This window comes from Candidatus Dactylopiibacterium carminicum (assembly GCF_014736495.1).
GTDB classification, from domain to species: Bacteria; Pseudomonadota; Gammaproteobacteria; order Burkholderiales; family Rhodocyclaceae; genus Uliginosibacterium; species Uliginosibacterium carminicum.
Genome location: NZ_MDUX01000001.1, coordinates 61,903 through 87,423, shown reverse-complemented (window position 1 = coordinate 87,423; position 25,521 = coordinate 61,903). Strand labels below are relative to the sequence as shown.

The following is a 25,521-nucleotide window of genomic DNA, read 5'->3' as shown; positions in this document are numbered from 1 at the left end:
GTCACTCCCGAGCCAGGGCGTCGACCGGATCCAGGCGTGCCGCATTGCGTGCGGGCATGAAGCCGAAGACCAACCCGATCAGGGTGGAGCAGGCGAAGGCGGCCAGGATGGCACTGGTGGAATAAATCATCTGAAAATCCGGGTAGAGCTCGGTCACGATGAAGCCGATGGCGCGTGCGGTGAGCACACCCAACACGCCGCCAGCCAGGCAGACCAGCACGGCTTCGATCAGGAACTGCTGCATGATGTCACCCTGCCGCGCACCGACGGCCATGCGCACACCGATCTCCCGGGTACGCTCGGTGACGGACACCAGCATGATGTTCATCACGCCGATGCCCCCCACCACCAACGAGATCACGGCAATGGCAGAGATCAGCATGGCCATCGCGGCAGTGGTCTTCTCGATGGTCTGGCGGATGGTATCGGAGTTGAACAGGAAGAAATCCTGCCGCCCCGCATGGCGCAGCTGCATCAGCTTGTTGATCCCCTGCTCAGCGGCGGCACTGGAAACATCGTCACGCACGCGCACGGTGATGCTGCCCAGGTAGTACTGCCCGAGGATGCGGCTTTGTACCGTGGTGTAGGGCAGCCAGACGTTGAGACTGTCGTTGTTGCCGAAGCCGCTGTCGCGCTTCTTGGTGACACCGATCACGCGCGCCGGCAGGGTACCCAGCAGGATCACCTCGCCGATCACCCCCGCCTGCTTGCCGAACAGTTTTTCGCGGGTGTTCTGATCGATCACCACTTCCTGCGCCAGGCGCTGTTCGCTGTCGGCGTCGAAGCTGTGGCCCTCCGCGAACTCCAGCCCGCGTACCCGGAAATACTGCGCCCCGACGCCATTGACGTTGCCGGTGACCGACACGTTGCGATAGCGCAACGTCTTGGAGCTGGATACGCTGGGCGTGACGCTGTCGACCCAGCTCTGCCCCGCCAGCGCCTCGGCGTCGGCCGAGACCAGCGTACGCACGCCGCCCGAACGCATGTCACCGAAGCCTGCGCCCGGATAGATGTCGATGGTATTGGTGCCCATCGCGCTGATGTCCTTGAGGATGCGCGCCCGTGTGCCCTGCCCCAGCGCAACCACGGAAACCACCGAGGCGATGCCGATGATGATGCCGAGCATGGTCAGGAAGGTCCGCATGCGGTGCGCAACCATCGCCACCAATGCCATGCGCAGCGCCTCGCCCAGACGATCGCGCAGTGCCAGCCACGAGCGTGTCGGCGCCTGTGCCACGGACTTCCCCGCAATTTCCCGCGCCGGCACCTGCCCGCGGTCGGCAATGATGAGCCCGTCACGGATCTCGATGATGCGTTGGGCGTGGCGGGCCACTTCCATGTCATGGGTGACGAGGATGATGGTGTGGCCTTCGGCATGCAGGGCCTTGAGAACGGCCATCACTTCCTGCCCGCTATGGCTGTCGAGCGCACCGGTGGGTTCATCGGCAAGAATCACTTGCCCGCCATTCATCAAGGCACGCGCGATCGACACGCGCTGCTGCTGCCCCCCGGAAAGCTGGCCGGGTTTGTGATGCAGCCGGTCGCTCAAACCCAGGCGCTCCAGCAACTGGCGCGCACGCGCATGACGCTCGCGGTGATCCCGCCCGGCGTAGATCGCGGGGATTTCCACGTTGCCCTGGGCATCAAGATCCGCCAGCAGATGGTAGCGCTGGAAGATGAAACCGAAATGCTCGCGGCGCAATTGCGCCAGCTCGTCCGGCTCGAGTGCGCCGGTTTCACGACCACCGACGCGATAGCTGCCTTCGCTGGGCCGATCCAGGCAACCGAGGATGTTCATCAGCGTGGATTTGCCAGACCCGGAAGCGCCGACGATGGCGACCATCTCGCCCGCATGGATGTCCAGATTCACGTGATCCAGCACACGCAGACGGTCTTCACCAGCCGGATAGTCGCGACACAGGTCGCGCAATTGAAGAAGCGGAATGCTCATGGTCTGCCCCGCTTTACATCGGCGGCGGGCCCATCGGCCGGCGCGAGGAACTGCCGCTGCTGCCTTGTGCCGCCTCACCCAACACCACGCGCTCGCCTTCGGCCAACCCTTCGAGTACCTGCGCCGTCACGGCATTGTTCAGCCCGATACGGACGCGGCGCGGCTCGGGGCGCCCCTCGGAGCCCAGCACTTGCACCAGATAGTTGCCTTGCGGGCCCCGTTCGCCCAGCGCCGTTGCCGGAATGCTCAGCGCATTCTTGGCGTCTGCCAGCACGATGCGTACCTGGGTGGTCATGGAGATACGCAGCTTGCCATCGGGGTTCGGCACGTCGAGCAGACCGTTGTAATAGATCGCCGTACTGGTGGTACTGGTGGTCGTGGTGGTGGTCGTGCTGCTGTCGGTGGAGATGGATTCGGGTGCGGGCTCGATGGCACGCAGCGTGGTTTCGTAGCGATGGTCCGGCTCACCAAGGATGGTGAAATAGACACGTTGCCCCGGCGCCGCCCGGGTGACGTCGGCCTCGGAGATTTCCGCCTTGATGGTCACCATGTCCATACGCGCGAGCTTGATGATGGTCGGCGTACTCTGGTTCGCATTGACCGTTTGCCCTTCTTCCGTCACCACGGCGACGACAGTGCCGTCCATGGGCGCGACGATGCGCGTATAACCCAGATTCAGGCGGGCAGTGTCCACACTGATACGCCCCTGGTCGATCTGCGCCTCCAGCGCAACGATTTCGGCACGGGTGGCATCGAGCGTGGCTTCAGCAGTCTCGAAACTCTCGCGCGAGCCTGCATCCTGGGCCAGCAGATCCCCCGCCCGCTCATAGGCCAGTTCAGCCTGTTTCAAGGTCGCCTTCTTGACCAGCAATTGGGCCTGCGTGCTCTTGAGCGCCGCCTCGGCGTCGCGCAGGGAATTCTGCTGGCTCAACGAATCGATCTCGGCAATCAATTGGCCTGCCTTCACCTGATCGCCCAGCTGGACCTTGAGGGATTTGACCTGGCCGGAGACCTGCGCACCGACACTGACCAGCTTGTAGGCCTCTACGCTACCCGTGGCGAGCACTGCATCTTCGAGATCGGCCCGGGTGACCGGCGTCGTCAGCATCTGTGGCGGTGGTGGTGGCGTCAGACGCCAGACGGCAATCGCCGCCAGCACAAGCACGCCCACAACGGTCAGTACCAGATTGCGCGGCCGCAACCAGCCTGTCTTTCGCATCATCGAGTCTCTCTGTGTTCGTTACCCAAGGATTGTCGCGCACCAAGGCGTTAAGCGTCCTCGCCGCCAGGTAAGGATTGGTAACGACATGGAATCCTCCTGGCGGGCCGCGACAAGGAACCCGGGGCTCCCCATCCATTGACGCAAGCCGCCCCGAAGGATGTCATGCATATCACACCGTAGGCCATACCTGGTTTCGCCCAGCCCCCTTTGCCTTGTACAAAGCGGCATCGGCGCCACGCACCGCATCATCTTCGCTCTCGTCTTCAGGGCTGACCGCATGCACTCCAATGCTCAACGACACCTACCCGACAGGCGCCACCGGTGACGCATTGACCTTGAACCGGATTTTTTCCGCGACATGCAGTGCGGCCTCCATGTCCGGGGAAAGCAGGATGATCAGAAATTCTTCGCCCCCCACGCGCGCCACGAAATCTGTCTGTCGCAGGGATTGATGAAGCAGCGTGGCCACGTGTTTCAGAACCTGGTCGCCAACCGCATGGCCATGGCTGTCGTTGATTCTCTTGAAGAAATCGATATCCAGCATCAACAGCACATAGGCAGCGCCGGTCCTCTTGAAGCGCTGGAACTCCTGACGCAGGCGTTCATTGGCCTGCAACCGGTTGGGCAATCCCGTCAGGGCATCGGTATGCGCCAGCCTCTCCAGCGTCTGATTGAGTTGCTGCAGTTTTTCGGTGCGTTCAGCCACCTTGAGTTCCAGATCCCGGTTGCTAGCCTCCAGCGCCTTTCTTCTCGCCAGCAGGGTAGCCGCCATGCTGCTCAAGGCCCTGGCCAATTGTCGCAATTCCGTGATGCCGCCCTTGGTGGCAAAGCTCGCGTTCTCGTCCCCTCTTTCGATGCGGCGAGCAAACACAATCAGTTGGCGTACCGGACGGCTGATGCTCTCGGCTCCGATCCAACCAAGCAAGAGCAACAGCACGGCGGCGATGCTCGTCGCGGAGAGGATCGTGTGCTGCAACCGCTTGACGTCTGCAAGAACAACCTCTCTTGGCTGACGAATATAGACCTTCCAGCCCAAGCCGCCATGGCTGACAGGCTCCGCGACCGGAGCCGCCGCGGTCAGGTACTCCACGCCATCATTCCATTCATGCCGGACGACCGGTGTCGCACGCGCCCGCCCGGCAGGCATCGAAGAGACGGAGCGCGCCACACCTCCCTCCGGGTAGATGACGCGACCATCCTGGTTGACGATGAAAACCTCCAGGGCGGACTTGGCCGCATCAGGAGGGATGACCACGCTCAACACGCTACCCGCCCAGCGCCAATAAGCATGCGCACCCAGAACCCCCCGAAGATTCCCTTCGTCATCCAGAACGGGCGAAGCGAAATCGATGAAGCGTACCGGCTGATCCCTGTTCTCGGGAGGCAACAGTTTCGCCAGCAGTACCGCCTCATGCACATCGCCGACGAAAACCCGCTCCTTCCCATGCACGAACCAGGGGCGGCTCTGCACCGCAACGCCAACCAGATGATTGGAGGTCGCAACCTTGACCTCGCCCTCAACATCGGTCAGACCGATCCAGGAATAGTGGGGATATGAAAGCCTGAGACGCTCCAGGCTACGTCGGAATTCTGACGAAGAAAACGGCGCCTGACGGAACAATGGTGTCTGCGTCAGCAGTTCGACCTCCCGGCGTCGTTCGACCAGATTTTCCGCCAGAACGGTCGCCGCTGCGCTGGCCAACGCATCCAGCGAGGCCTGCCGATCAGAAATCAGCTGAGAACGATGTACACCGCTGATGTACAGGTACGTCGGCAAGCCGATAGCCAGGGAGATGAGCCCGAAAAGCAGCGCCAGTCTTGCACGCAACGATATCGAAAACCTTGGCAGTCTCATGCGCTGTCCGGGGAGCCTCACTCGGGAGCTGTTGAAAGTGGTCTAGGTCATGCCCCTCTTGAACAAGGCAGCCCCTGACCCAAAGGTCAGGTCCTGATTAGACATGATCACGCCAGCGTTCGCACCAACGCGCATGGCGAACCATGCACGGATGTAAGGCACGCAACGCCCGAGTGAAGAAAAGCAAAAAGCCCAGTCGGAAGACTGGGCTTTTCACTATCTGGTGGGGGCAGTAGGATTCGAACCTACGACCAATTGATTAAGAGTCAACTGCTCTACCAACTGAGCTATACCCCCGAAACTGGTCAATTCTTCAATTCATCCGCTTGGTAGGCCGTGCAGGATTCGAACCTGCGACCAACGGATTAAAAGTCCGCTGCTCTACCAACTGAGCTAACGACCCGTCGGAACTGAAGAGCCGCATTCTAGAAGAAGAATTCCATATTGTCAACGATCTCCGTTGATCGATCAGCCATGGATCATGTCCAGAACGCCGGTCTCCGCAAACTACACATCAGGTTGATACCGGCTAGAATGCGCTTCTTCCGTCGCTCCACCGGTGGTCAGTCATGCCCAGCCAGCCCACCTCCCAGTCCGACCCGACCCGTGCCATCCTGGAATGGTTGGCCAACGCGCCCGCATCGGACCTGAGCGATGAGACCGGTACGCTGCTGACACAACTGGATGCACTGCACAGCCCGACGGTCAGCGCCGGGCAATTCCATAGCTGCATGGAGCTCTTCTACGGCCGGGCTCTCGCGCTGGGCATCGCGCACCGACACGCGGCCCGCGAACTCACCCACCCGCTGCCGGATGCAGTTCTGGCCCGCGCCCGCCTCCTGGGGGACGGTTTGCGGCGCGTGGCGTCAGGGTTCGAGCGGGTACTCACCGACGCGGATTCCCGTGCAGGGACGCCACAAAAACGTTTCAACGAAGCGACTTCAGCGCGCGCACTGCGCATGCTTGGCGAACATTTTCTGACCATGAGCCAGGCTGGCATGGAGCCGGACCCCGACATATGGCGCACCGCCTATCGGCTGTACGCATTGTCGCGCGTGGACAACGGCTCGCTGGAGCCGGCCGCGAGCCCCTCCGAGACTGCCTTGCTCGCCTACAAGCGCCTGCTCGGCATGGTCGCGCTGGAGCCGCTGAGCTTGACACCGGCAGAGCTGGAATGGTCTGCCGACTATCTGACCCGCATCTGTGCGCAGCTACATGTGCAGGAAATCCGTCCGACGGTGATGGACAGCAGCTGGTACTGGCTGGACCCCCAGGGTAATGCAGAGCCGCAGGCCTGCGTGCGACGCGAAGCGCCGGAAGGTCGCAGCCTGCTGTTCTTTTCCACCACGGGCCTGGCCCGGCACGCTGGAGAGCTGCTCGCGCGCCACGAGGATGGTCACGAGAGTGGTGAGCTTGCCCGCACGCCGGAATTCCCCGGTGTGCGCCCTGTCGCACTACTGGACCGTCTGCGCCAGCACTGGTCCTTGCCGCCACGGCGCGAATTGCCACGTCGTCGTCAGGACTACAAGGTTGAAGCCTGCGTCGGACTGAGCACGATCTGGAACGTGCTGCGCAACGGCGTAGCACATGATCCGACACTGGTCTCGCACTGGACCGTGCTCAACGAAAGCCCCGGCGGCTTCGCGATCATGCATCTTCAAGGGCATACCGATGGGCTGGCGGCAGGCATGGCAGTCGCCCTGCGACGCAACCCGGCGGATGCCTGGAATCTTTGCGTGGTGCGCTGGCTGCGCAGTGAGCTGGCGAACCAGATGGAAGTCGGGCTGCAGGTCGTATCCCGCTCGCCGATCCCCGTACTGGTCGGATTCCGTGGTGGCAGCCGAGAGTCACGCATGTCCATGGCACTGGTGCTGCCGGTATTACCTGCACTGCGCCAGCATCAAGCCGTCATGGCCCCGGCAGGCACCTACGTGTCGCGCCGGTTCACGCTGGTTTCAGATGTCGACCGCGTGTACATCGCCCAGTGCCGCCTGCTCAGCCTGGATCTGCAGACCTCGAACGTGGAAATATTCCAGTTCGAGGTCGATCCTTATCCCTTGTAGAACAGACCGGACACTGCCTGTGGCGCCCCCGCCTGCATCTGTTCGCGGGCCTGTTGCAGCAGCAACTGATCCGCGGCGTTCAGCCCGGCTGCGTGTTCGCCGCCAGCCTGAAGCTGCAGCACCAGACAATCATGCAGCGCCCCCAGTTGCAACCGGTCTCCGGGGATGCTCAGGGCCCAGGCTTCGTTCTCGCTGCGCAGCACCCAGCCGGCCTGCTGCATGGCCAGCAGCATGGCCTCGGTTTGCTCCGGACTTCGACGGCAGGCCTGCGCCAGACGGGAACGGCTGACCGCCCGCCCGGCCTGCTGCGCGGCAATCAAGGCCTGCGCGAGATAGAGCGCCGCCAGCAATTGCCCGGCGGGCGTGTCCGGGAGACGCTCATGCCGCGCGCGGAATTCGGGCAATACTGCGGCGACGGTTGCTCCCAGCAGAATCGTCAGCCAGGTCAAATATACCCAGATGAGAAAGATGGGCAGCACAGAGAAGGTGCCGTAGATCAGCGTGAAATTAGGCAGGCGACTGATGTAGAAGCCGAACATGCGTTGCACCAGCATCACGCCAAAGCCGGCCACCAGCCCCCCGATCACACCATGCCAGAGCACCAGACGCCGATTCGGGATGACGTGGAACATGTAGGCGCACAGCGCAGAGAGCAATGCCGCAGTGGCCAGACGATCGATCATGCTGCGCAACCAGCCATCCTGCTGGACCACCCCCATGGAAACGCTCACCACCTCGCTGGTGGCTGCCACGCCGGCGGCGAAAAGTACCGGCCCCAGCGTCAGCGCAACCCAATACACGGGGAACCGCACGTACCAGGCGCGGGGCTTGCGCACGGCCCAGATGCTGTTGATGGTGCGGTCGATGGTGGAGAGAAGCATTACAGCGGTCAGCAACAGGAAGCCTGCTCCGACGACAGTTAGACTGGAGGCTTTCTCGGAGAACTGCAGGGCATAGGTTGCCACTACCTTGCCGGCACGCTCGGGCAGCAGATTCGCGAGCAGGAATCCCCGCAGCCCCTCGCCAAGTTTCATGAAGGGAGAGAACTGCCGCATCACCGCCAGCACCACGGTGATCATCGGCACCAGTGACAGCAGTGTGGTGTAGGTCAAGGCCCCGGCGGTCTGCATCACGCGCACGCTACGGAACTTGTACAGCACCAGCAGCGACAGCTGGTACAGGGGAGAGTCGGCCGGAGGTCTCAGCTGGGTCAGGCGACGGATCAATTGCATGACGGAAAGTGCCACAGACGGGGCTCGTATAATGCGCGAACTCTGCCCCGCCGGGGCATCCACTACGCCCTCGCTACTTCGCACATGTCTCCTGCTGCCCGTTCGGCCCAAAAGGCCACACTCGTCTGCCTGCTGTTACTGATCGGCCTGGTGGTGGCCATGGAACTCTGGCTGGCCCCGCTGCGGCCGGGCGGCTCCTGGCTGGTGCTGCGCGTACTGCCGTTGCTGGCAGCATTGCGCGGCGTATTGCATGGACGGCGCTACACCAGCCAATGGTTGAGTCTGGCGGTCTGGCTGTACTTCACGTTCGGAGTGATCCGTGCAAGTACGGACACCGGCCTGTCGGCACTCGCCGGTGGCGTGGAAACCCTGGTGGCACTGGCATTGTTCGTGGCCTGTGCAGCCCACGCGCGCCTCAGTGCGGGCACGCCAAAGCCCTGATCAGACCGTGCTGCCCTGCGGATCGACGCGTTTGGCCCGGGTGTCGAGGCGGTTCAGCGCATTGATGTAGGCCTTGGCCGAAGCGACGATGATGTCGGTATCGGAGCCTTGGCCATTCACCACGCGATCGCCACGCGCCAGACGCACGGTCACCTCGCCCTGCGCATCCGTACCGCCGGTGATGGCATTCACCGAGTAGAGCAGCAGGGAGGCGCCGCTCTGCATGACGGATTCGATCGCCTTGAACGTACTGTCCACGGGGCCCGAACCATGCGCCTCGACCTTGCTCTCACGTCCGTCGATGGAGAGCGCGATCGCGGCCTGCGGTGTTTCGCCGGTCTCCGAACACACGCGCAGCGAGATGAGCTTGATGCGCTCTTGCTCGGGGGTGACGACCTCGTCAGACATCAGCGCCTGCAAATCCTCGTCGAAAATTTCTTGCTTCTTGTCCGCCAGCTCCTTGAAGCGGGCAAAGGCGGCATTGAGCTGCTCTTCGGACTCGATCACGAAGCCCAGCTCCTGCAGACGCGAGCGCAGCGCATTGCGGCCGGAAAGCTTGCCCAGAGTGAGACGGTTGGTGGTCCAGCCCACATCCTCGGCACGCATGATCTCGTAGGTTTCACGGTGCTTAAGCACGCCATCCTGATGGATACCAGACTCGTGCGCGAAAGCGTTCGCACCGACGATGGCCTTGTTCGGCTGCACCGGATAACCGGTGATCTGCGACACCAGCTTAGATGCCGGCACGATCTGCGTGGTATCGATGCGCGTAGTCACGGGGAAGACATCGCCGCGTGTACGCACCGCCATCACAACCTCTTCCATGGAGGCATTGCCGGCACGCTCACCGAGCCCGTTGACCGTGCATTCGACCTGCCGCGCGCCCGCGCGCACGGCGGCCAGCGAGTTGGCCACAGCCAGGCCGAGATCGTTATGGCAGTGCACCGACCACACCACCTTGTCGGCATTCGGTACGCGCTCGAGCAGACTGCGGACCAGGCCAGCGAACTGTTCAGGCAGGTTGTAGCCCACGGTGTCCGGCACGTTGATGGTTTTCGCGCCCGCCTTGATGACCTGCTCGAACACACAGCAGAGAAAATCCAGTTCGCTGCGCCCGGCATCCTCGGCCGAGAACTCGACATCATCGGTGTATTGGCGCGCCCAGCCAATGGCTTTCACCGCCTGCTCGACGACCTGATCGGGCGTCATGCGCAGCTTCTTCTCCATGTGGATCGGGCTGGTGGCGATGAACGTATGGATACGCCCCGCAGCGGCAGGCTGGATGGCCTCCCCCGCACGGGCAATGTCTTTCTCGTTGGCGCGGGCCAATGAACAGACCGTGGATTCCCTGACGGCTTCGGCTACTGCACGCACGGATTCGAAATCACCGTTCGATGCTGCGGCAAAACCGGCCTCGATCACATCGACGCGCATCTTTTCCAGCTGACGCGCGATGCGGATCTTCTCATCGCGGGTCATCGCTGCGCCCGGACTCTGCTCCCCGTCGCGCAGGGTGGTGTCGAAAATGACAAGATGGTCGGACATGGCAAGGACTCCGCGGGAATCAGGAAGGACGCGCGCCTCGCTGGGCGCGATAACGGCGCAGCACACGCCACAGGCTCATGACGTAGCCGGACATGGCATAGGTCACGAACAGCAAGAACAGCATGACGGGCGGATCGTAGTGCACCGCCAGCAACACGGCGATGAAGGCCAAGGCAACGGAAAACGGCACGGCACGCCGCAAGTTGATGCTCTTGCCGCTCCAGAACAATACGTTGCTGACCATCGACAGGCCCGCAAACACCGCAAAGAACCAGGCGAGATAAGGCACCGGAATACCCAGCAGATGATCGAGCCCGGTTTCGCCGTTGTCGATCATGATCCAGATGAAGCCCGTGACCAGCGCAGCGGCAGCCGGGCTCGGCAGGCCCTGGAAGTAACGCTTGTCGACCACCGCGATATTGGTGTTGAAACGCGCCAGGCGCAGGGCGGCACAGACGCAATACAGGAAAGCGGCCATCCAGCCCAGCTTGCCCAGATCCTTCATCGACCACTCGTAGATCACCAGCGCAGGCGCCACGCCAAAGGCAACCATGTCGGACAAGGAATCATATTCGGCACCGAACGCGCTCTGCGTGTTGGTGAGCCGCGCCACACGGCCATCCAGGCCATCCAGCACCATGGCAATGAAAATGGCCACGGCCGCCAGATCGAAACGGTCGTTCATGGCCTGCACGATGGCATAGAAGCCGCAGAACAGCGCTGCGCTGGTAAACAGGTTAGGCAGGATGTAGATCGCCCGCGAACGGTGGACCGATTCGTCCTCGCCGGACACTGCTTCGGGAAGCTGCTCACTCATGTTTCAACTCTCCACGGGCCGACGGCCCAGACCGCAGACATCATAGCTGCGAAAAGACAAGAGGGTTGGCCGGAACAGACACGTCCCGGCCAACCCCCTCACCATTCGGATAGCTTAGTTCTTGCTTTGATCGACCAGCTTGTTCTTGGCGATCCAAGGCATCATCGCACGCAGCTGGGAGCCGACCTGCTCGATCGGATGGGCTGCGGTCAGGCGACGGCGGGCCGTCATCGAAGGATAGTTGGTGCGGCCTTCGAGGATGAACATCTTGGCGTATTCGCCGGTCTGGATGCGCTTGAGCGCGGCACGCATGGCGTCCTTGGACTGCGCGTTGATGACTTCGGGGCCGGTCACGTACTCGCCGTATTCGGCGTTGTTGGAGATCGAGTAGTTCATGTTGGCGATGCCGCCTTCGTACATGAGGTCAACGATCAGCTTCAGTTCGTGCAGACATTCGAAGTAGGCCATCTCGGGTGCATAGCCAGCTTCCACCAGAGTTTCGAAACCAGCCTTCACCAGTTCCACGGCGCCACCACAGAGCACAGCCTGCTCGCCGAAGAGGTCGGTTTCGGTTTCTTCACGGAAATCGGTCTCGATCACGCCACCCTTGGTGCCGCCATTGGCTGCTGCGTAGGAAAGCGCGATGTCCTTGGCGCGACCGCTGTTGTCCTGATACACGGCGATCAGCGACGGCACGCCACCGCCCTTGAGGAATTCGGAGCGCACGGTGTGGCCCGGGCCCTTCGGGGCAATCATGATCACGTCCACATCGGCACGCGGCACGACCTGGTTGTAGTGCACGTTGAAGCCGTGGGCAAAGGCCAGCGCAGAGCCCGGCTTCAGGTTCGGCTCGACATCGTGCTTATAGACGACGGGGATGTTTTCATCCGGCAGCAGGATCATGACCACATCCGCGCCCTTCACGGCATCGGCGATCTCGGCGACCTTCAGACCAGCGGCTTCAGCCTTGGCCCAGGATGCACCGCCCTTGCGCAGACCGACAGTCACATTGACGCCGGAGTCACGCAGGTTCTGCGCATGGGCATGGCCCTGCGAACCGTAACCAACGATGGTGACCTGCTTGCCCTTGATGAGGGAGAGGTCGGCGTCCTTGTCGTAATAAACCTTCATTGTTTTCTCCATGTGATAGGTGATACGTGATACGTGATACGTGATAAATGGCAGGGCCACGTATCACATCTCACTTGTCACTAAACCTTGAGTACCCGCTCACCGCGGCCGATGCCGCATACGCCTGAACGGACCGTTTCCAGCACCAGATCGGCATCCAGCGCGGCAAGGAAGGAATCCAGCTTGTCCTGATTGCCGGTGAGCTCGATGACGTAGCTCGTCTCGGAAACATCGACGATATGCCCCCGGAAGATGTCGGACATGCGCTTCATCTCCTCACGCGCAGCCCCCACCGCACGAACCTTAACCAGCAGCAGTTCGCGCTCGATGTGCGGCGCCTCGGAGACATCGACGACCTTGACCACGTCGATGAGCTTGTTGAGCTGCTTGGTGATCTGCTCGATGACGTCATCCGATCCGGAGGTCACGATGGTCATGCGTGACATCGAGGCATCCTCGGTCGGAGCCACCGTCAGGGATTCGATGTTGTAGCCACGGGAAGAGAACAGCCCGGAAACGCGCGAGAGCGCGCCGGCTTCGTTTTCGAGCAAAAGGGAGAGGACGTGTCGCATCGGATTCTCGGTCGCGGATCAGAGGTCTTCGGAAGCCAGGATCATTTCATTCAGACCCTTGCCACCCTGGATCATGGGATAGACGTTCTCGGTCGGATCGACCTGAAAGTCCAGGAACACCAGATCGTTCTTGCGCGCAAAGGCTTCACGGATGGCCCCCTCGACATCCCCCGGACGGGTGACACGCAGGCCGACGTGACCATAAGCCTCGGCCAGCTTGGGAAAGTCCGGCAGCGAATCCATGTAGGACTCGGAATAACGGTTGCCGTGGAACAGTTCCTGCCACTGACGCACCATGCCCAGATAACGATTGTTGAGCGCCAGGATCTTGATCGGCAGGCGGTATTGCTTACAGGTGGAAAGCTCCTGGATACACATCTGGATCGAGCCTTCACCGGTGATACAGGCCACCGGCGCGCCCGGATTGGCCAATTGCACCCCCATCGCGGCAGGAAGCCCGAACCCCATGGTCCCCAGGCCGCCTGAGGTGACCCAGCGGCGAGCCTTGTCGAACTTGTAATACTGCGCGGCCCACATCTGGTGCTGACCGACGTCAGTCGCCACGAAAGCATCGCCGGCAGTCACTTCCCAAAGCTTCTGGACCACGAACTGTGGCTTGATGATCTCGTCGGAATTCCGATAGCCCAGGCTATCCCGGCTGCGCCACTCGCCGATCTGGCGCCACCAGGCATCCAGATGCCCGGCGTCGGGACGTGCCTGCATCTGCTCCAGGCAGGCGATCATCTCGTCGATCACTTCGCCCACATCCCCCACCACCGGCACGTCGACCTTGACGCGCTTGGAGATGGATGACGGATCGATGTCTACATGGATGATCTTGCGCTGTTCCTGAGCGAAGTGCGCAGTATTGCCAATCACCCGGTCATCGAAACGCGCCCCGATGGCCAGCAGCACATCGCAATAGTGCATGCCCATGTTGGCTTCATAGGTGCCATGCATGCCCAGCATGCCGACAAACTGCGGATCGGAGGACGGCGTGGCGCCCAGGCCCATCAGGGTCTGGGTCACCGGATAGTTCAGCAGACGCGCCAGGCGGGTCAACTTTTCCGAAGCGTTGGAGAGGATTACGCCACCACCCGCGTAAATCATCGGGCGACGTGCTTCGAGCAGCTGCTGCACGGCCTTGCGGATCTGCCCGCTGTGCCCCTTCACCACTGGATTGTAGGAGCGCATGCTCACCGAGGCCGGATACTCGAACTCGCAGCGCTGCGCGGTCACGTCCTTGGGGATGTCGACCAACACGGGCCCCGGACGGCCAGTGCTCGCGATATGGAAGGCCTTCTTGAGCGTGCTGGCGATATCACGCACGTCCTTGACGAGGAAGTTGTGCTTCACACACGGACGCGTGATTCCCACTGTATCGACTTCCTGGAACGCATCGAGGCCGATGGCCGCCGTGGGCACCTGTCCGCTGATCACCACCAGCGGGATCGAATCCATGTAGGCCGTTGCGATGCCGGTCACGGCATTGGTCGCCCCCGGACCGGAGGTCACGAGCGCCACGCCAACCTTCTCGGTCGAACGCGCATAGCCATCCGCCGCATGCACGGCAGCCTGCTCATGACGCACCAGGACGTGACGGACCTTGTCCTGCTTGAACAGCTCGTCATACAGGAAGAGTACGGCACCGCCAGGATAGCCGAACACATAGTCGACCTTTTCTTCCTGCAGGCACCTCACTACAATTTCCGCACCGGTCAAGACCATTCCAAGCACCCAGCCACCCAAAAAAGAACCTGTAAACTTACCTGCCCACCCTTTTCAGGTCAAGGTGGCGCGTTTACAGATCACCGGCAGACAAGGCAAACTCTGGCTTCCCGCATCGAACTCTCCGACTTTCTCGCCGGCGTGGAGCGGCGTGTCTTCCGCCAGGCCCTGTTCGCGCTGCGCAACGAGGAAACGGCGCTGGACGTCGTGCAGGACTCCATGCTGCGCCTGGCAGAGAAATACAGCCATCGGCCTGCAGAGGAGCTGCCGATGCTGTTCCAGCGCATCCTGCAGAACGCCATCCGTGACCAGATGCGCAGGGCCAAGGTACGGAGTCTATGGACCACGGTGCTGTCGGCCTTCGGTCATAATGAGGACGGCGAAGACGCCGATCCGCTCGATAGTCTGGCAGTGGAGGACACGGGGCTTCTCCCCGGCAGCCCGCATGAACGGCTCGAGCAGGCACAGATCATGCGGGTAATTGAGGAGGAAATCGCACGTCTGCCCGCGCGTCAACGGGAAGCCTTCCTGATGCGTTACTGGGAGGAACTCGATATTGCCGAAACGGCAGCCGCCATGGGCTGCTCGGAAGGCAGCGTGAAGACACATTGCTCACGCGCAACCCACGCTCTTGCAGCAGCGTTGCGCGCCAAGGGGATACAGCTATGAACATGCCCGAAACGAACGAACAAGCGCTCGGCCAGCTCGTGCGTCATCACCTGAACACAGGCAACGCCACGCTGTCGGGCGACACCACTGAACGCCTTTTTGCCGCCCGCCAAACCGCCCTGGCGCGGCACGCCGCGCTCGGCGCCGAATTGGCGACCGTCAGCGCTGGGCGGCACGTGCTGGTCTGGTGTGCAGACCAGGCGCGTCCCGTCCTGTTTGCGCTGGGGCTGGTCGCTGCATTGGCTGTCAGCAATCTGTGGCTCGCACCGCAACAACCGGCCTCCGACCTGGAAGCCATCGACACGGCCCTGCTCACCGACGAGCTGCCGCTTGACGCCTACCTGGACAGCGGCTTCCGCGCATGGCTGGCAGAGTCCTCACAGTACTGATCCTCTGTTTCCTGGCAGCCCACGCCGCCGCGCAGGCGCGCACGGGCGCATCCGGCCATCAGCCGGACTGGAGCGAGCTGAACGCGCAACAGCGTACGGCCCTCGCCCCTTTGTCCAAGGAGTGGAACAATCTTTCCGCCGATCGCCGCCAGCGCTGGCTGGGCATTGCACGCCGCTATCCGAAGATGAACGACGTAGCCCAGGCACGCATCCAGGATCGCATGCGCGAATGGGTAATGCTCTCCCCGCTGCAACGTGACATGGCGCGCGAGCAATTCCTGCAACTGCAGCAACGCCTGGAGTTGCCGGCAGACCTGGATCTGAATGCCAAATGGCAGGAGTACTCTGCACTCCCGGCCGAAGAACGCAGCCGCCTGCGCGGCAAGCTGCCACGGATTGCGGCATTGCGCGCAATCAATCCCGCAGCCGGCCAACGCCCGCGCCTGCCCGGGCAGACCGTTCCGGTCGACTCGCAATCCCGCTTCGGCCTGCCGGTATTGCCGCTGCCATGAGCACTCGTTCCGTGGTCGAACTCGCCAGCCTGCGCCGGCGTCTGGCCTGCCTTCTTTACGAAAGCCTGCTGCTGCTCGGCATCTTTGCTGCCGGCTTCCTGCTGCCACAGGTCATATTCGGCATGCTCGCAAACCTGGCGCTCCCCGGCTGGGTGCTGTGGCTACATCTGTTCGTACTGTTCGGGATCTATTTCGTGTGGCTCTGGCGACGCAATGGTCAGACCCTGGCAATGCAGACCTGGCAACTGCAGCTAGTCACCCAGGAAGGCAAACCACCCACACTGGCGCAATGCTTGCTCCGCTACGCCCTCGCCTGGCCTGCCATGCTGCTGCTGGGTAGCGGCCTGGGCCTGATATGGACGGCATTCATCGACCGCGACCGCCAATTCCCGCACGACCGCCTGGCCGGCACACGCATCGTCTTCAACCCGCGCGCGCCAGGAAGCCGACTGAGCGTCCGTTCAAAGTCTGTCGCTGGCGGAGTAAAACCAGCGGCGGGCAGACGAAAGCAAGCGCGCGAACCCCGATCAAGGCTTCGCGGCAAGACCATCAACAGCTGCCAAACATGATCGTGAGCGCCGCTAGCGCCGATCCACCATCCACATCAGCGCGACAGCCAGCAACAGGAAGAAAACGCTTGGCGTGATCGCACTCATCAGGGCCGGCCAGTTGTTAATCACGCCAAGATTCGAGAACAGTGCATTGAGCAGATAGAAGCCGATGCCCAGCATCACGCCGGTCAGCACCCGTGCGCCAACGTTCACCGAGCGCTGGTTGCCCAGCGCAAACGGCAGGGCCAAGCCCATCATCACCAACGACACGAACGGGTAGGCCAGCTTCTTCCACAACGCCACTTCGTAACGGCCGCTGCGCTGCGCGTTTGCCGCCAGGAACCGGGTGTACTCATAGAGCCGGGCAATCGACATGCGCTCCGGATTGACCATCACCACGCTGATCATCTCCGGCGTGAGCTCGGAGGCCCAGCGCAACTCCGGCATCTGCAGCAGTTCAGTGCGATCACCGAGAAAGCGCGTCTGCGTGACTCCGCTCAACAGCCAGCCCTGCTGCGGCGAGTACTCGCCCCGCTCTGCCACATTGATGCTGGTGAGCTTGTAGTCGGTATCGAAGTCGAAGATCTTCACACCTTCCAGGCCGCTGTCCGCACTCACCCGCTGCACATTCACGAACAGACGTCCGTCACGCAGCCACACCCCGCTGCTCAGATCGTTGCGTACGGTGGAATTCAGGCTGCGCAGGCGCCATTTCTGCGCCACACGCTCGAGTGGCGGCGCCACATACTCGCCAAGCACGTAAGTGCTCGCCACAAAGATCACACCGATCTGCATCAGCGTCAGCATCAGCCCCATGGTCGACACCCCGGCGGCGCGCAGCACGGTTAGCTCGGAGTTGCGTGCAAACTGCGTCAGCGCATACAGCGAGCCGATCAGCACGGCGATGGGCATGACTTCGTAAGCCCGACTGGGAATGGACAACAGCACGAAGATCAGGGAGTGCTTCAGGCGGTAGTCACCGCGCCCGAGATCCTCAAGCTCGGCCAGGAAATCAAAGAAGGCGAACAGGCACAGGAAGGCCAGCAACACCATCGCCACGGCCGCCAGGATCTCGCGGCGCAGATACGCGCGGGCAATCTTCATCGGTTGAATCGCAGGTGAGGGCGCATGCGCCAGAGGAAAAGCACCAGAAGCAGCAACAGCATCACCAGATGGATACCGAGCCCGCCGCTCCAGACGCCCAGGCGTCCCTTGGAAACCCAGCTCTGCGAGATGCCAAGGAAGTTGAAATAGATCGAGAAGGCCAGGATCGCGAATACCAGATTGTTGGTACGCCCGCCGCGCGGATTCACGAACGCCAGGGGAATGGCCAGCAAGGCCAGGATCAGGGTCGCCAGCGGCAACCCGAGACGCCACACCAACTCGCCGCTACTGGCCGCACCAGGCATGAGCAGCAAGCTGGCCGTACTCTGCGTCTTCGGCGTGGATTCGGCTGCGCCGACCTCCCTGGGCTCGATCCGTACGGAATAACGCTCGAACTCCATCACCCGATAGCTGGCCGTGCCTGGAGTTCCCTCATAACGGCGACCATCCGCAAGGGTGACGAAACGGTCTCCGTTCGGCTTCGTTTCCATGAAGCCTTCACTGGCCACGGTCACATCCTGCTTGTCAGGCGCGACGGAATGGATGAACACCTTGTGCACTCGCCCTTGGGCAGGATCGACAGATTCGACAAAGAAAACCCGCCGGCCTCCCGAAGACTCACGGAAAGAGCCCGGTGCCACCCGTGAAACCTCGTCGCGCCCCTCCAGACGCTTGCGGTACTCCTGCGCCTTGCCCTGCGCCCAGGGCGACAGGAACAGAGACAGGGCGGCCACCAGCGCAACCAGCGGCAACATGAATTGCAGCACCGGCCGGATCCAGGCCAGCAAGGAGAGCCCCGAGGAGAACCACACCACCATCTCGGAGTCACGATAGCTGCGCGACAGCGTCAGCAGCACCGCAATGAATGAAGACAGCGCCAGGACCACCGGCAGATGATTGAGGGTAGAGAACCCGATCAGCGCCAGTACGGCATCGGGCGGCAGGCGCCCGCCGGCGGCCTGCGAGAGCAGACGCACCAGGATCACGGTAACCAGAATGAAAAAGAGCGCCACGAACACTGCCACCGCTGTAGCCGTGAATTCGCGCAGCGCTGCGCGTTTGAAGATCATGGAGCGGGAGCCTGCTTTGACGACAACGCAACGCAACGAGGATAATCACCGCTCCGTCGGCGCATGCCGCCACCTGTGTTTTCGACCTGGAAGAAGCCATGGAATTTAGCATAAAAGCCTCCGCCCCCGAGAAGCTGCGTACCCCCTGCCTCGTCTTGCTGCATCTGGTCGGACAACCGGCTAGCGCACAATTCACTGCCGTCGACACGGCCAGCGGCGGTCTGCTCGAAAAACTCGTCAAGCGCGATCTGGATGACAAGACTGGCAGCCTGCTCTCCATCCCTGCCCTGCCCGGCGTTCCGGCAGAGCGCGTACTCGTGGTGAGCCTCGGTGCTGCCGAGGCGCTGCAGCCGCAGCTCCTGCGCAGCAGTTTGGCCGCCATCGGCAAATGGATCGCCGGCAACAAGGTGACATCTGCCTCGATCTGCTGCGGTGCGCTGCCCGCAGCCCTCACGGACGCGGCCACAGGCCTGCGTCTGGCCGCGCAGAGTCTGGTCGATGCGACCTACCGCTTTGATGCAATCCGGGGAAAGGTCGAGAACAAGCCCCGCTCCCCCGTCGAACTGAACTTCCTGTTCGACGCAAAGCCGGCGGCCGAGCTACGCACAGCGCTGGAACAGGGCGTAGCGATTGCGGCCGGCCAGGCGCTCACGCGCGATCTGGGCAACCTGCCCGCCAATTACTGCACGCCCGCCACACTGGCAGATACCGCCAAGAGCCTGGCGCACGAGTACAAGCTCAAGCTCAAGGTGTATGACCGCCAGGGGATCGAGGAACTGGGCATGGGCAGCTTCCTCGCCGTGGCACAAGGCACGCAGGAAGAGCCGCGCTTCATCACGCTCGAGTACAAGGGCGGCAAGGCCAAGGCCGCGCCCATCGTGCTAGTCGGCAAGGGCGTGACCTTCGACTCCGGCGGCATCTCGCTCAAACCCGGCGAAGCCATGGACGAGATGAAGTTCGACATGTGCGGCGCAGCCTCCGTGCTGGGGATCTTCCGCACCGTCGCCAAGTTGGGGCTGCCCATCAACCTCGTCGGCCTCATCCCTGCCACCGAGAATCTACCCAGCGGCACCGCGGTGAAGCCTGGCGACGTGGTCACCTCGCTCTCCGGCCAGACCATCGAAATCCTCAACACGGACGCCGAAGGCCGTCTGATCCTGTGCGATGCCCTGACCTACGCCGAACGCTACAAACCCGCCTGCGTGATCGACATCGCCACGCTGACCGGCGCATGCATCATTGCACTGGGCCACCACACCAGTGGTCTGCTCGCCAACGACGACGCGCTGGCCGCCGAACTGCTCACGGCAGGGCGCGCTGCCGGCGACCGCGCCTGGCAACTGCCGCTGTTCGACGAATACCAGGAACAGCTCAAAAGCAACTTCGCCGACCTCGCCAACATCGGTGGCCGTCCGGCAGGCAGCATAACCGCCGCCTGCTTCCTGTCGCGCTTCGCCAAGGCCTACAGATGGGCTCACCTGGATATCGCCGGTACGGCCTGGAAGAGTGGTGCGGACAAGGGAGCGACCGGCCGGCCGGTGCCGCTGCTGGCCGAGTTCCTGATCCGGCAGGCGGGGCAGTGACCGAGGTCAAGTTCTATCACAACGCGCCGGACCGCCTGCGTGCGGCCTGCGTGATCACGAGCAAGGCGGTGGCGCAGGGCCACCGCCTGGTGGTCTTCGCGCCGGATGACACCACCGCGCGCGCCTACGACGAGCAGCTCTGGACCTTCCAGCCCGGCAGTTTCGTACCGCACGTCCGTGCCAACTCGCCACTGGCCGCCCGAACGCCGGTACTGATCACCCGGTCGCTGACGGACCTCGCCTGCAGTGATGCCCTGTTGAATCTGGCCCCCGACCTGCCGCCGGAATTCTCAAGCTTCGGCATGCTCATCGAGATCGTCGGCCAGGCAGAAGCCGACCGTGCCATGGCGCGACAACGCTGGCGGCAGTACAAGGCGCTCGATCTCCCCGTCACGGCCCATGATCTGGGTAGGAGTGCTTCATGAAACCGCCCCGCGAAGATCCACATATCGACCGGCAATTGCTGAGCAAGGCCGATGCCCTGATCAGACGCAACCGCCCTGACGGCGTCGGTCTGGACGCGGAGGAGCTCCCCCTGCTGACAGACGTTCTCGACGAAGATCTGCCGGAGCTGACCGACGCCATCGAGATCGATCTCGACGATGCTGTCGATGCATCTTCATTCCAACCGGTCCCGCAGCGCCTGCAGGAAGCCTTCAGCCTGTCGCTGGATCTGGAGGAAGCCCCCCAACCGGCCAGTCACGAGGCTTCCGCACCGAAGGAAGATGCGGCAGACGTGGTACAGGCGGTGAACGAGGCCATGGCGCGCGTACGCGATGAAATGGCGGCCGAGCGCGAGCACGCGATCCAGGAGGTCAGCGCGCGCGTCCGTGCGGACGTGCTGCAGGAGGCCCGCCTGCAGCAGCAGCGGGCCGTGCAGGCCGCACTCGCGCAAGGGCGCGAGGAAGCGGAGATCAATCACTGGCCGGCACTTCAGGAAGCCCGCAAAGAGGCCATGCAAACCGCGGCGATGCACATCAGCGAACGCCTGATCGAGCTGGATGCGCAGATCGCGCAGAGCGTCAATGCCTGGTTGTCGCGCGAAATGCCGCAATTGATCGCGGGAGAGCTGGCCGGCCTGGCTGAACGCCTGCGCGTGCAGACTGCGGCCCATATGCGCGCAACCCTGTTGCCGGAAATCTCGGAGCAGGTTTCGATGGTGCTGGAAAGCGCGCTCAAGGACGACGAGGCCACCGGCTAGCGCTAGCACGGGATGGGCAGCGGACGAGCCCCTGCGCTAAGCTCAGGCGACAAGCCTGCGTGACGCGTTACAGCCCAAGCTCGACCCCCAGCCAGACCATCGGCGACACCCGGTTGGCCGGACAGCACGTGCCGCGGGATTCCTGGGCACGATCCGCGATTTCCTGGTGTCGCTCGCCCAGATTGATCGCGTTCAGCGAGATCTGCACCGATCTCTGCTCCACCCTCCCACCCCAGGCCAGACGCAAATCCACGGTGGTATACGGTTTGGCAACATAGGCCGCCAGTGGCGAGAAGCCGTCCCCGCCAGCCAGCGGACCCATGCGCAACACGCTCATCGTGCTGGACCAGCCCCGCGGGTAGGCTTGCATCCAGGTAAAACTCGCGGTGTAGGGCGCCACACGATCATCAATGGCGTCACTGCCAGAGCGCGCCCGGATCAGGGTGTGGCTCAACAACCACTGCCCGCTCGACCAGGGCTGCAACCGCAGCTGGTATTCCACGCCGGTCAGCGTCACAGGCCGGTCATGGTTCACGTAATGTGAAGGCGGCAATTCGGTCGCCAGCAGCGGAGACCGATCGGATGCGGTCGCCTGACGATAGATGTAGTCACGGATCCGCTCATGAAACAGCCGCACGTCCAGGCGACTGTCCAGCACTTGCGAACGCCCGAGGTATCCTACTTCCATGCTGTCAATGCGTGCCTGGCGGACATCTCCGTTCGCAACGTAAGGATGGGAAATGAGCACACCGCTATCCGGCTCGTAGGCTCGCACGTCCCCCTGCTGCTCGAACACGGGCTTCTGTAGCCAGGCACGCGCATAACCGATGCGCCAGGCATGCGCATCGGCGGGCAACCAATTCAGAAATGCACGTGGCGCTAGGCGCAGGGGTTCGCCCCGGTACTGCTCCAGAGCAGCACCCGTGGTGGTCTGCCAGCCCGGTGCGAACTTCCATTCATGGTTGGCAAACAGCCGGTAGAGATCCTGATCACCCGGCGCCCCCTGCGCATAAAGGAAGGGCGCGTCCACACGGTCACGACGTAACTCCGCCCCCCAGACTGCCTGGCTCACACCGCCAGGCTGCCAGCGCTGCTCGAACTCCAGATGATCGCGCACTGCGCTCCGGTTGCGATTCAGTGGCACCGAAGCCCCGGCGGGAAACAGCGGCGAATAAGGAGGCAGGGTTGCGTCCCAGGCCTCATCCACCTCATCCTGATTGCGGTAATAGCGCAGCGCCCACTCTCCCCCTTCGGCGCGGGCATGGCGCCACTCCCCGTGCAAGATGTAATTGCGATAACGCGCCTCGCGTGCATCGTTCGCACCAAATGGTGAGTCGGTATAGCCCAGCTGCTTGCGACCGCCACTGGCCGCCACGCGCAGACTCAGTTCGTCATGGACGTCGAGCTGATAGTCGCTGCGCATGGATAGCGTTGCATTGCGATGGTCGTCGTGCAGTCCGGCGAACCCTTCATCGCGACGAATATCTGCATTGAGCCGCCAGCCAAGCCCCTCTTCCGCCCGCGACAGTCCAGCGCTCACACCACCGATACCGCGCGAACCGGCCGTCACCGCGCCCTGCTCCCCCGGGGCCTCGGCGCTGTGCCGGGTGATGATGTTGATCACACCGAGAAAAGCATTGGCACCATAGGTCACGGCATTGCTGCCGCGAACCACTTCGATACGATCGATCTCGTCAATACTCAACGGCAGGGCACTCCAGTCCACCCCGCCAAAGGTCGACGGGGAATACACCGAACGCCCATCTATAAGCACCTGCATCTCTGACGGATAGGTACTGCTCAACCCGTGATAACTGACCCATTGGCTGTTGCCGCGCTCCTGCCCGACCTGCATGCCGGGCACCAGACGCAATACGCGCGCCAGATCCTGATACCCCAAGGCACGGATCAGGGCCCGATCAATGACAGTGACAGCCCCCGGCGCTTCGTTCTGCGCCTGTGGCAGGCGGGACACAGTCAGCACCGTGGGCAGCTCGGCGAAGTAGCTGTTTTCCCCCGAGCCACCAGCCTGGGCCGCACAGGCCGCCCCCAGGGCAACGGCGGAAATCATGTGACGAAGCAGTGTCGGCATCGCGTGAGATCGCCCGCGCGGCCGGCGCGCAAGCAGGGCTGTCCAGAAGCGCGGATTATAAGCGCTGGTCATTTCCCGCAATGCCAACTAACGCGCACGGGCGGTGTGAGTGGCATTCTGTGCTAGCCTTGCGCGCCAGGAATCGTGCCGTTCACCGCCATCCAACATGCCCACCCCAGCAGTTTCATCCGCCATGCATCTTCGCGGCCTCCCGACCGTCCGCAAGGTCTTGCCTCTGCGCAGCCTCTTCTGGCTGCAATCCGGCTGGAGACTCTTTACCGGGCATCCCGTGGAATGGCTGCTGACTGCACTGCTGGCCTTCTCGCTGCTGGCGTTGAGCACTTTGCTGGTCCCCATTCCCCTGCTCGGCCCGGTGTTCCCGCCCCTGCTGCTGGCACTGCTGCTGGGCGGCATGCTGCATGCTGCGATGCGCCAGCAGGCTGGCGAGGCGCCGCGCGTGGAAGACATGTTCGCCGGCATCCGTCGCCACCCCGGCAAGCTCGCGCTGGCAGGTCTGTTTTACGCCGTGCCGCTGGTCTTGATCCATCTGCTGACCTATCTCGCCATCAGTGGCAGTCTGCTGGTCAGCCTGTTCGGCATGGCGGTGGGCGGCGGTCTGCAGCAACTGCTGGAGCGCATGCTCACCCATCTGGCTGATTTCGGCATCCTGCTGCTGGCCTTGCTGTTCCTGTGGGGTCTGATGATGCAGGCCTTGCTGCTCGCACCCGCGCTGATCATGCGCCATGACCTTAGCACCTTCGACGCCATGCGCCTGGCACTGACCGCAGGCTTACGCAATCTGCCCGCCATCGTGATCCTCGGGCTGCTGCTTTACGTTTTGCTGATCCTGGCACTGGCTCCACTGGGCCTGGGCTTCCTGGTCTACATTCCACTGGTGGCCGGCACAGTGCATGCCGCCACAGAAGATCTTTTCGTCGTGCCGGCACTGCCCGCACTGGAGAATCCGTGATGCAGGCGCAAAAGCTGCCCGCGCTGCGTGGCTGGACCTGGCTGGTCGCCGGCGTGCGCCTGTGGCGCCAATCACCGTTGGCCCTGACGGGCGCGGCGACCTTCATGACGCTCGGACTGCTCCTGCTGCTGACCTTCCCCCTGTTTGGCCAGATCGCGTTCCCGCTGCTGCTGCCCGCGCTGGGGGTTGGCATGTTCCTGCTCTGCATGGCGGTTCGCGCCGGCAGGCCCGCACCGCCAGCCCTGTTGTTCGGCGCGTTTGGCCCTCGTCTGCCTGCCTTGCTCGCACTGGGTGCCCTGCGAATGGCCTACGGCATGATCGCGGCGATGCTCGCCATGCAACTGGCGGGGCTCGATCTTTCGATGGCACAGGTGGACACCGGCAGTCTGGGAGATGAACCCGGCGTCGTGGTCCGCATGCCGGAAGGCACCAGCCAATTCATGGTCTGGCTGCTGGTGATCAGCCTGCCCATGGAGATGGCCAGCTGGTTTGCGGCCCCCTTGATTGCACTGCGCCGGCAAGCATTGTTCAAGTCCATGTTCTTCAGCTTTGTTGCCTGTCTGCGCAATCTGGGCGCATTCGTCGTGTATATGCTGAGCTTCAGCCTGTGCATGATGATCCTGCCGATCACCGTTGCACTGCAGCTTGGCCAGCTGTTTCCCACGCTGGGTTCGCTGCTGCTCGCTCCGGTGGTCATGCTGGCTGTGCCGATCTTCTTCACAGGCTTCTATTGCTGCGCCGAAGACATCTTCGGCAACTGGGAATGAACCCGTGACACACGAGGTTTTTGCGCCCCGCGAAGCTTGTGGTCTATAGTCAGACC

At 62.7% G+C, this 25,521-nt stretch carries 22 protein-coding genes, 2 tRNA genes and 1 pseudogene; 11 read left to right on the top strand and 14 right to left on the bottom strand.

Annotation, left to right across the window (positions count from 1 at the left end; all coding sequences use genetic code 11):
* Position 1 precedes the first annotated feature (1 nt).
* The 5 genes and pseudogenes from BGI27_RS00445 to BGI27_RS00425 all read right to left on the bottom strand — a co-directional run bounded on the left by BGI27_RS00445 (position 2) and on the right by BGI27_RS00425 (position 5,431).
* Complete coding sequence (locus BGI27_RS00445) at positions 2–1,951, bottom strand: MacB family efflux pump subunit (RefSeq protein ID WP_095522962.1); 1,950 nt, start codon at positions 1,949–1,951, stop codon at positions 2–4.
* A 13-nt stretch (positions 1,952–1,964) separates the two neighbouring features.
* A complete protein-coding gene (locus BGI27_RS00440; RefSeq protein WP_223871499.1) occupies positions 1,965–3,173 on the bottom strand; it encodes an efflux RND transporter periplasmic adaptor subunit in 1,209 nt (402 codons plus the stop codon).
* A 169-nt stretch (positions 3,174–3,342) separates the two neighbouring features.
* Positions 3,343–5,028 (bottom strand): annotated as a pseudogene (locus BGI27_RS18755) (sensor domain-containing diguanylate cyclase).
* 221 nt (positions 5,029–5,249) lie between these two features.
* Positions 5,250–5,325: transfer RNA gene (locus tag BGI27_RS00430), tRNA-Lys, on the bottom strand.
* 30 nt (positions 5,326–5,355) lie between these two features.
* A tRNA-Lys gene (locus BGI27_RS00425) sits at positions 5,356–5,431 on the bottom strand.
* Between the two features lie 166 nt (positions 5,432–5,597).
* Here BGI27_RS00425 and BGI27_RS00420 point away from each other — a divergent pair.
* On the top strand, positions 5,598–7,091 hold the full coding sequence (locus BGI27_RS00420; protein ID WP_095522961.1) for a hypothetical protein: 1,494 nt from the start codon (positions 5,598–5,600) through the stop codon (positions 7,089–7,091).
* On the opposite strand, the gene BGI27_RS00415 is transcribed toward BGI27_RS00420, so the two are convergent.
* Complete coding sequence (locus BGI27_RS00415) at positions 7,079–8,323, bottom strand: YihY family inner membrane protein (RefSeq protein ID WP_095522960.1); 1,245 nt, start codon at positions 8,321–8,323, stop codon at positions 7,079–7,081. The two genes, BGI27_RS00420 and BGI27_RS00415, sit on opposite strands and share 13 nt — an antisense overlap.
* Before the next feature lie 84 nt (positions 8,324–8,407).
* Here BGI27_RS00415 and BGI27_RS00410 point away from each other — a divergent pair, with 84 nt between their 5' ends.
* Entirely contained in the window at positions 8,408–8,764 is a 357-nt protein-coding gene (locus tag BGI27_RS00410) for a DUF2069 domain-containing protein (protein ID WP_095522959.1), read from the top strand.
* Here BGI27_RS00410 and BGI27_RS00405 read toward each other — a convergent pair whose 3' ends face one another.
* The 5 genes from BGI27_RS00405 to BGI27_RS00385 form a co-directional block, all read right to left on the bottom strand.
* Complete coding sequence (locus BGI27_RS00405) at positions 8,765–10,309, bottom strand: 2-isopropylmalate synthase (RefSeq protein ID WP_095522958.1); 1,545 nt, start codon at positions 10,307–10,309, stop codon at positions 8,765–8,767. It abuts the gene before it with no gap.
* 19 nt (positions 10,310–10,328) lie between these two features.
* A complete protein-coding gene (pssA, locus tag BGI27_RS00400) occupies positions 10,329–11,126 on the bottom strand; it encodes a CDP-diacylglycerol--serine O-phosphatidyltransferase (protein WP_095522957.1) in 798 nt (265 codons plus the stop codon).
* Between the two features lie 114 nt (positions 11,127–11,240).
* Positions 11,241–12,257, bottom strand: a complete 1,017-nt coding sequence (gene ilvC, locus BGI27_RS00395) for a ketol-acid reductoisomerase (protein ID WP_095522956.1) — start codon at positions 12,255–12,257, stop codon at positions 11,241–11,243.
* 80 nt (positions 12,258–12,337) lie between these two features.
* On the bottom strand, positions 12,338–12,829 hold the full coding sequence (gene ilvN / locus BGI27_RS00390) for an acetolactate synthase small subunit (RefSeq protein ID WP_095522955.1): 492 nt from the start codon (positions 12,827–12,829) through the stop codon (positions 12,338–12,340).
* Between the two features lie 18 nt (positions 12,830–12,847).
* Positions 12,848–14,557 carry an acetolactate synthase 3 catalytic subunit gene (locus BGI27_RS00385; RefSeq protein ID WP_095522954.1) on the bottom strand — a complete coding sequence of 570 codons (1,710 nt, stop codon included), beginning with the start codon at positions 14,555–14,557 and terminating at the stop codon, positions 12,848–12,850.
* Here BGI27_RS00385 and BGI27_RS00380 point away from each other — a divergent pair.
* The 4 genes from BGI27_RS00380 to BGI27_RS17755 are packed head-to-tail and all read left to right on the top strand — an operon-like array spanning position 14,441 to position 16,696.
* Positions 14,441–15,226 carry an RNA polymerase sigma factor gene (locus BGI27_RS00380; RefSeq protein WP_223871504.1) on the top strand — a complete coding sequence of 262 codons (786 nt, stop codon included), beginning with the start codon at positions 14,441–14,443 and terminating at the stop codon, positions 15,224–15,226. The two genes, BGI27_RS00385 and BGI27_RS00380, sit on opposite strands and share 117 nt — an antisense overlap.
* The gene (locus tag BGI27_RS00375; protein ID WP_095522953.1) at positions 15,223–15,615 is read left to right on the top strand and encodes a DUF3619 family protein; all 393 of its coding nucleotides are present in this window, start codon (positions 15,223–15,225) and stop codon (positions 15,613–15,615) included. Before BGI27_RS00380 ends, BGI27_RS00375 begins: the two co-directional genes overlap by 4 nt.
* The gene (locus tag BGI27_RS17760; protein WP_095522952.1) at positions 15,588–16,127 is read left to right on the top strand and encodes a DUF3106 domain-containing protein; all 540 of its coding nucleotides are present in this window, start codon (positions 15,588–15,590) and stop codon (positions 16,125–16,127) included. The genes BGI27_RS00375 and BGI27_RS17760 overlap by 28 nt, the downstream gene beginning before the upstream one ends.
* The gene (locus BGI27_RS17755; RefSeq protein WP_317984267.1) at positions 16,124–16,696 is read left to right on the top strand and encodes an RDD family protein; all 573 of its coding nucleotides are present in this window, start codon (positions 16,124–16,126) and stop codon (positions 16,694–16,696) included. The genes BGI27_RS17760 and BGI27_RS17755 overlap by 4 nt, the downstream gene beginning before the upstream one ends.
* Positions 16,697–16,708: 12 nt before the next feature.
* On the opposite strand, the gene lptG is transcribed toward BGI27_RS17755, so the two are convergent.
* Together lptG and lptF are read right to left on the bottom strand one after the other, a co-directional pair.
* Entirely contained in the window at positions 16,709–17,782 is a 1,074-nt protein-coding gene (lptG, locus tag BGI27_RS00365; protein WP_095522951.1) for an LPS export ABC transporter permease LptG, read from the bottom strand.
* Positions 17,779–18,852: an LPS export ABC transporter permease LptF gene (gene lptF, locus BGI27_RS00360; RefSeq protein WP_095522950.1), complete on the bottom strand. Its 1,074-nt coding sequence runs from the start codon at positions 18,850–18,852 to the stop codon at positions 17,779–17,781. Before lptF ends, lptG begins: the two co-directional genes overlap by 4 nt.
* A gap of 98 nt (positions 18,853–18,950) precedes the next feature.
* Between lptF and BGI27_RS00355 the strand changes: the two genes are divergently transcribed.
* The 3 genes from BGI27_RS00355 to BGI27_RS00345 are packed head-to-tail and all read left to right on the top strand — an operon-like array spanning position 18,951 to position 21,636.
* The gene (locus BGI27_RS00355) at positions 18,951–20,435 is read left to right on the top strand and encodes a leucyl aminopeptidase (protein ID WP_095522949.1); all 1,485 of its coding nucleotides are present in this window, start codon (positions 18,951–18,953) and stop codon (positions 20,433–20,435) included.
* Positions 20,432–20,860, top strand: a complete 429-nt coding sequence (locus BGI27_RS00350) for a DNA polymerase III subunit chi (protein WP_223871498.1) — start codon at positions 20,432–20,434, stop codon at positions 20,858–20,860. The genes BGI27_RS00355 and BGI27_RS00350 overlap by 4 nt, the downstream gene beginning before the upstream one ends.
* On the top strand, positions 20,857–21,636 hold the full coding sequence (locus BGI27_RS00345) for a hypothetical protein (RefSeq protein ID WP_095522947.1): 780 nt from the start codon (positions 20,857–20,859) through the stop codon (positions 21,634–21,636). Before BGI27_RS00350 ends, BGI27_RS00345 begins: the two co-directional genes overlap by 4 nt.
* A gap of 67 nt (positions 21,637–21,703) precedes the next feature.
* On the opposite strand, the gene BGI27_RS00340 is transcribed toward BGI27_RS00345, so the two are convergent.
* A complete protein-coding gene (locus BGI27_RS00340; RefSeq protein WP_170942865.1) occupies positions 21,704–23,728 on the bottom strand; it encodes a TonB-dependent receptor plug domain-containing protein in 2,025 nt (674 codons plus the stop codon).
* 193 nt (positions 23,729–23,921) lie between these two features.
* Between BGI27_RS00340 and BGI27_RS00335 the strand changes: the two genes are divergently transcribed.
* Entirely contained in the window at positions 23,922–24,698 is a 777-nt protein-coding gene (locus BGI27_RS00335) for a BPSS1780 family membrane protein (RefSeq protein WP_095522945.1), read from the top strand.
* The gene (locus BGI27_RS00330; protein WP_095522944.1) at positions 24,698–25,465 is read left to right on the top strand and encodes a BPSS1780 family membrane protein; all 768 of its coding nucleotides are present in this window, start codon (positions 24,698–24,700) and stop codon (positions 25,463–25,465) included. Before BGI27_RS00335 ends, BGI27_RS00330 begins: the two co-directional genes overlap by 1 nt.
* Positions 25,466–25,521 lie beyond the last annotated feature (56 nt).

What these genes read in the sequence shown, in the direction of transcription:
- BGI27_RS17755 (WP_317984267.1), top strand. Translation starts at nt 16,124, where the DNA reads ATGAGCACTCGTTCCGTGGTCGAACTCGCCAGCCTGCGCCGGCGTCTG.
- BGI27_RS00405 (WP_095522958.1), bottom strand. Translation starts at nt 10,309, where the DNA reads ATGTCCGACCATCTTGTCATTTTCGACACCACCCTGCGCGACGGGGAG.
- BGI27_RS00355 (WP_095522949.1), top strand. Translation starts at nt 18,951, where the DNA reads ATGGAATTTAGCATAAAAGCCTCCGCCCCCGAGAAGCTGCGTACCCCC.
- BGI27_RS00440 (WP_223871499.1), bottom strand. Translation starts at nt 3,173, where the DNA reads ATGATGCGAAAGACAGGCTGGTTGCGGCCGCGCAATCTGGTACTGACC.
- BGI27_RS17760 (WP_095522952.1), top strand. Translation starts at nt 15,588, where the DNA reads ATGGCTGGCAGAGTCCTCACAGTACTGATCCTCTGTTTCCTGGCAGCC.
- BGI27_RS00410 (WP_095522959.1), top strand. Translation starts at nt 8,408, where the DNA reads ATGTCTCCTGCTGCCCGTTCGGCCCAAAAGGCCACACTCGTCTGCCTG.
- BGI27_RS00330 (WP_095522944.1), top strand. Translation starts at nt 24,698, where the DNA reads ATGCAGGCGCAAAAGCTGCCCGCGCTGCGTGGCTGGACCTGGCTGGTC.
- BGI27_RS00385 (WP_095522954.1), bottom strand. Translation starts at nt 14,557, where the DNA reads ATGGTCTTGACCGGTGCGGAAATTGTAGTGAGGTGCCTGCAGGAAGAA.
- BGI27_RS00415 (WP_095522960.1), bottom strand. Translation starts at nt 8,323, where the DNA reads ATGCAATTGATCCGTCGCCTGACCCAGCTGAGACCTCCGGCCGACTCT.
- BGI27_RS00345 (WP_095522947.1), top strand. Translation starts at nt 20,857, where the DNA reads ATGAAACCGCCCCGCGAAGATCCACATATCGACCGGCAATTGCTGAGC.
- BGI27_RS00420 (WP_095522961.1), top strand. Translation starts at nt 5,598, where the DNA reads ATGCCCAGCCAGCCCACCTCCCAGTCCGACCCGACCCGTGCCATCCTG.
- ilvC (WP_095522956.1), bottom strand. Translation starts at nt 12,257, where the DNA reads ATGAAGGTTTATTACGACAAGGACGCCGACCTCTCCCTCATCAAGGGC.
- lptF (WP_095522950.1), bottom strand. Translation starts at nt 18,852, where the DNA reads ATGATCTTCAAACGCGCAGCGCTGCGCGAATTCACGGCTACAGCGGTG.
- pssA (WP_095522957.1), bottom strand. Translation starts at nt 11,126, where the DNA reads ATGAGTGAGCAGCTTCCCGAAGCAGTGTCCGGCGAGGACGAATCGGTC.
- BGI27_RS00375 (WP_095522953.1), top strand. Translation starts at nt 15,223, where the DNA reads ATGAACATGCCCGAAACGAACGAACAAGCGCTCGGCCAGCTCGTGCGT.
- BGI27_RS00335 (WP_095522945.1), top strand. Translation starts at nt 23,922, where the DNA reads ATGCATCTTCGCGGCCTCCCGACCGTCCGCAAGGTCTTGCCTCTGCGC.
- ilvN (WP_095522955.1), bottom strand. Translation starts at nt 12,829, where the DNA reads ATGCGACACGTCCTCTCCCTTTTGCTCGAAAACGAAGCCGGCGCGCTC.
- BGI27_RS00445 (WP_095522962.1), bottom strand. Translation starts at nt 1,951, where the DNA reads ATGAGCATTCCGCTTCTTCAATTGCGCGACCTGTGTCGCGACTATCCG.
- BGI27_RS00340 (WP_170942865.1), bottom strand. Translation starts at nt 23,728, where the DNA reads ATGCCGACACTGCTTCGTCACATGATTTCCGCCGTTGCCCTGGGGGCG.
- lptG (WP_095522951.1), bottom strand. Translation starts at nt 17,782, where the DNA reads ATGAAGATTGCCCGCGCGTATCTGCGCCGCGAGATCCTGGCGGCCGTG.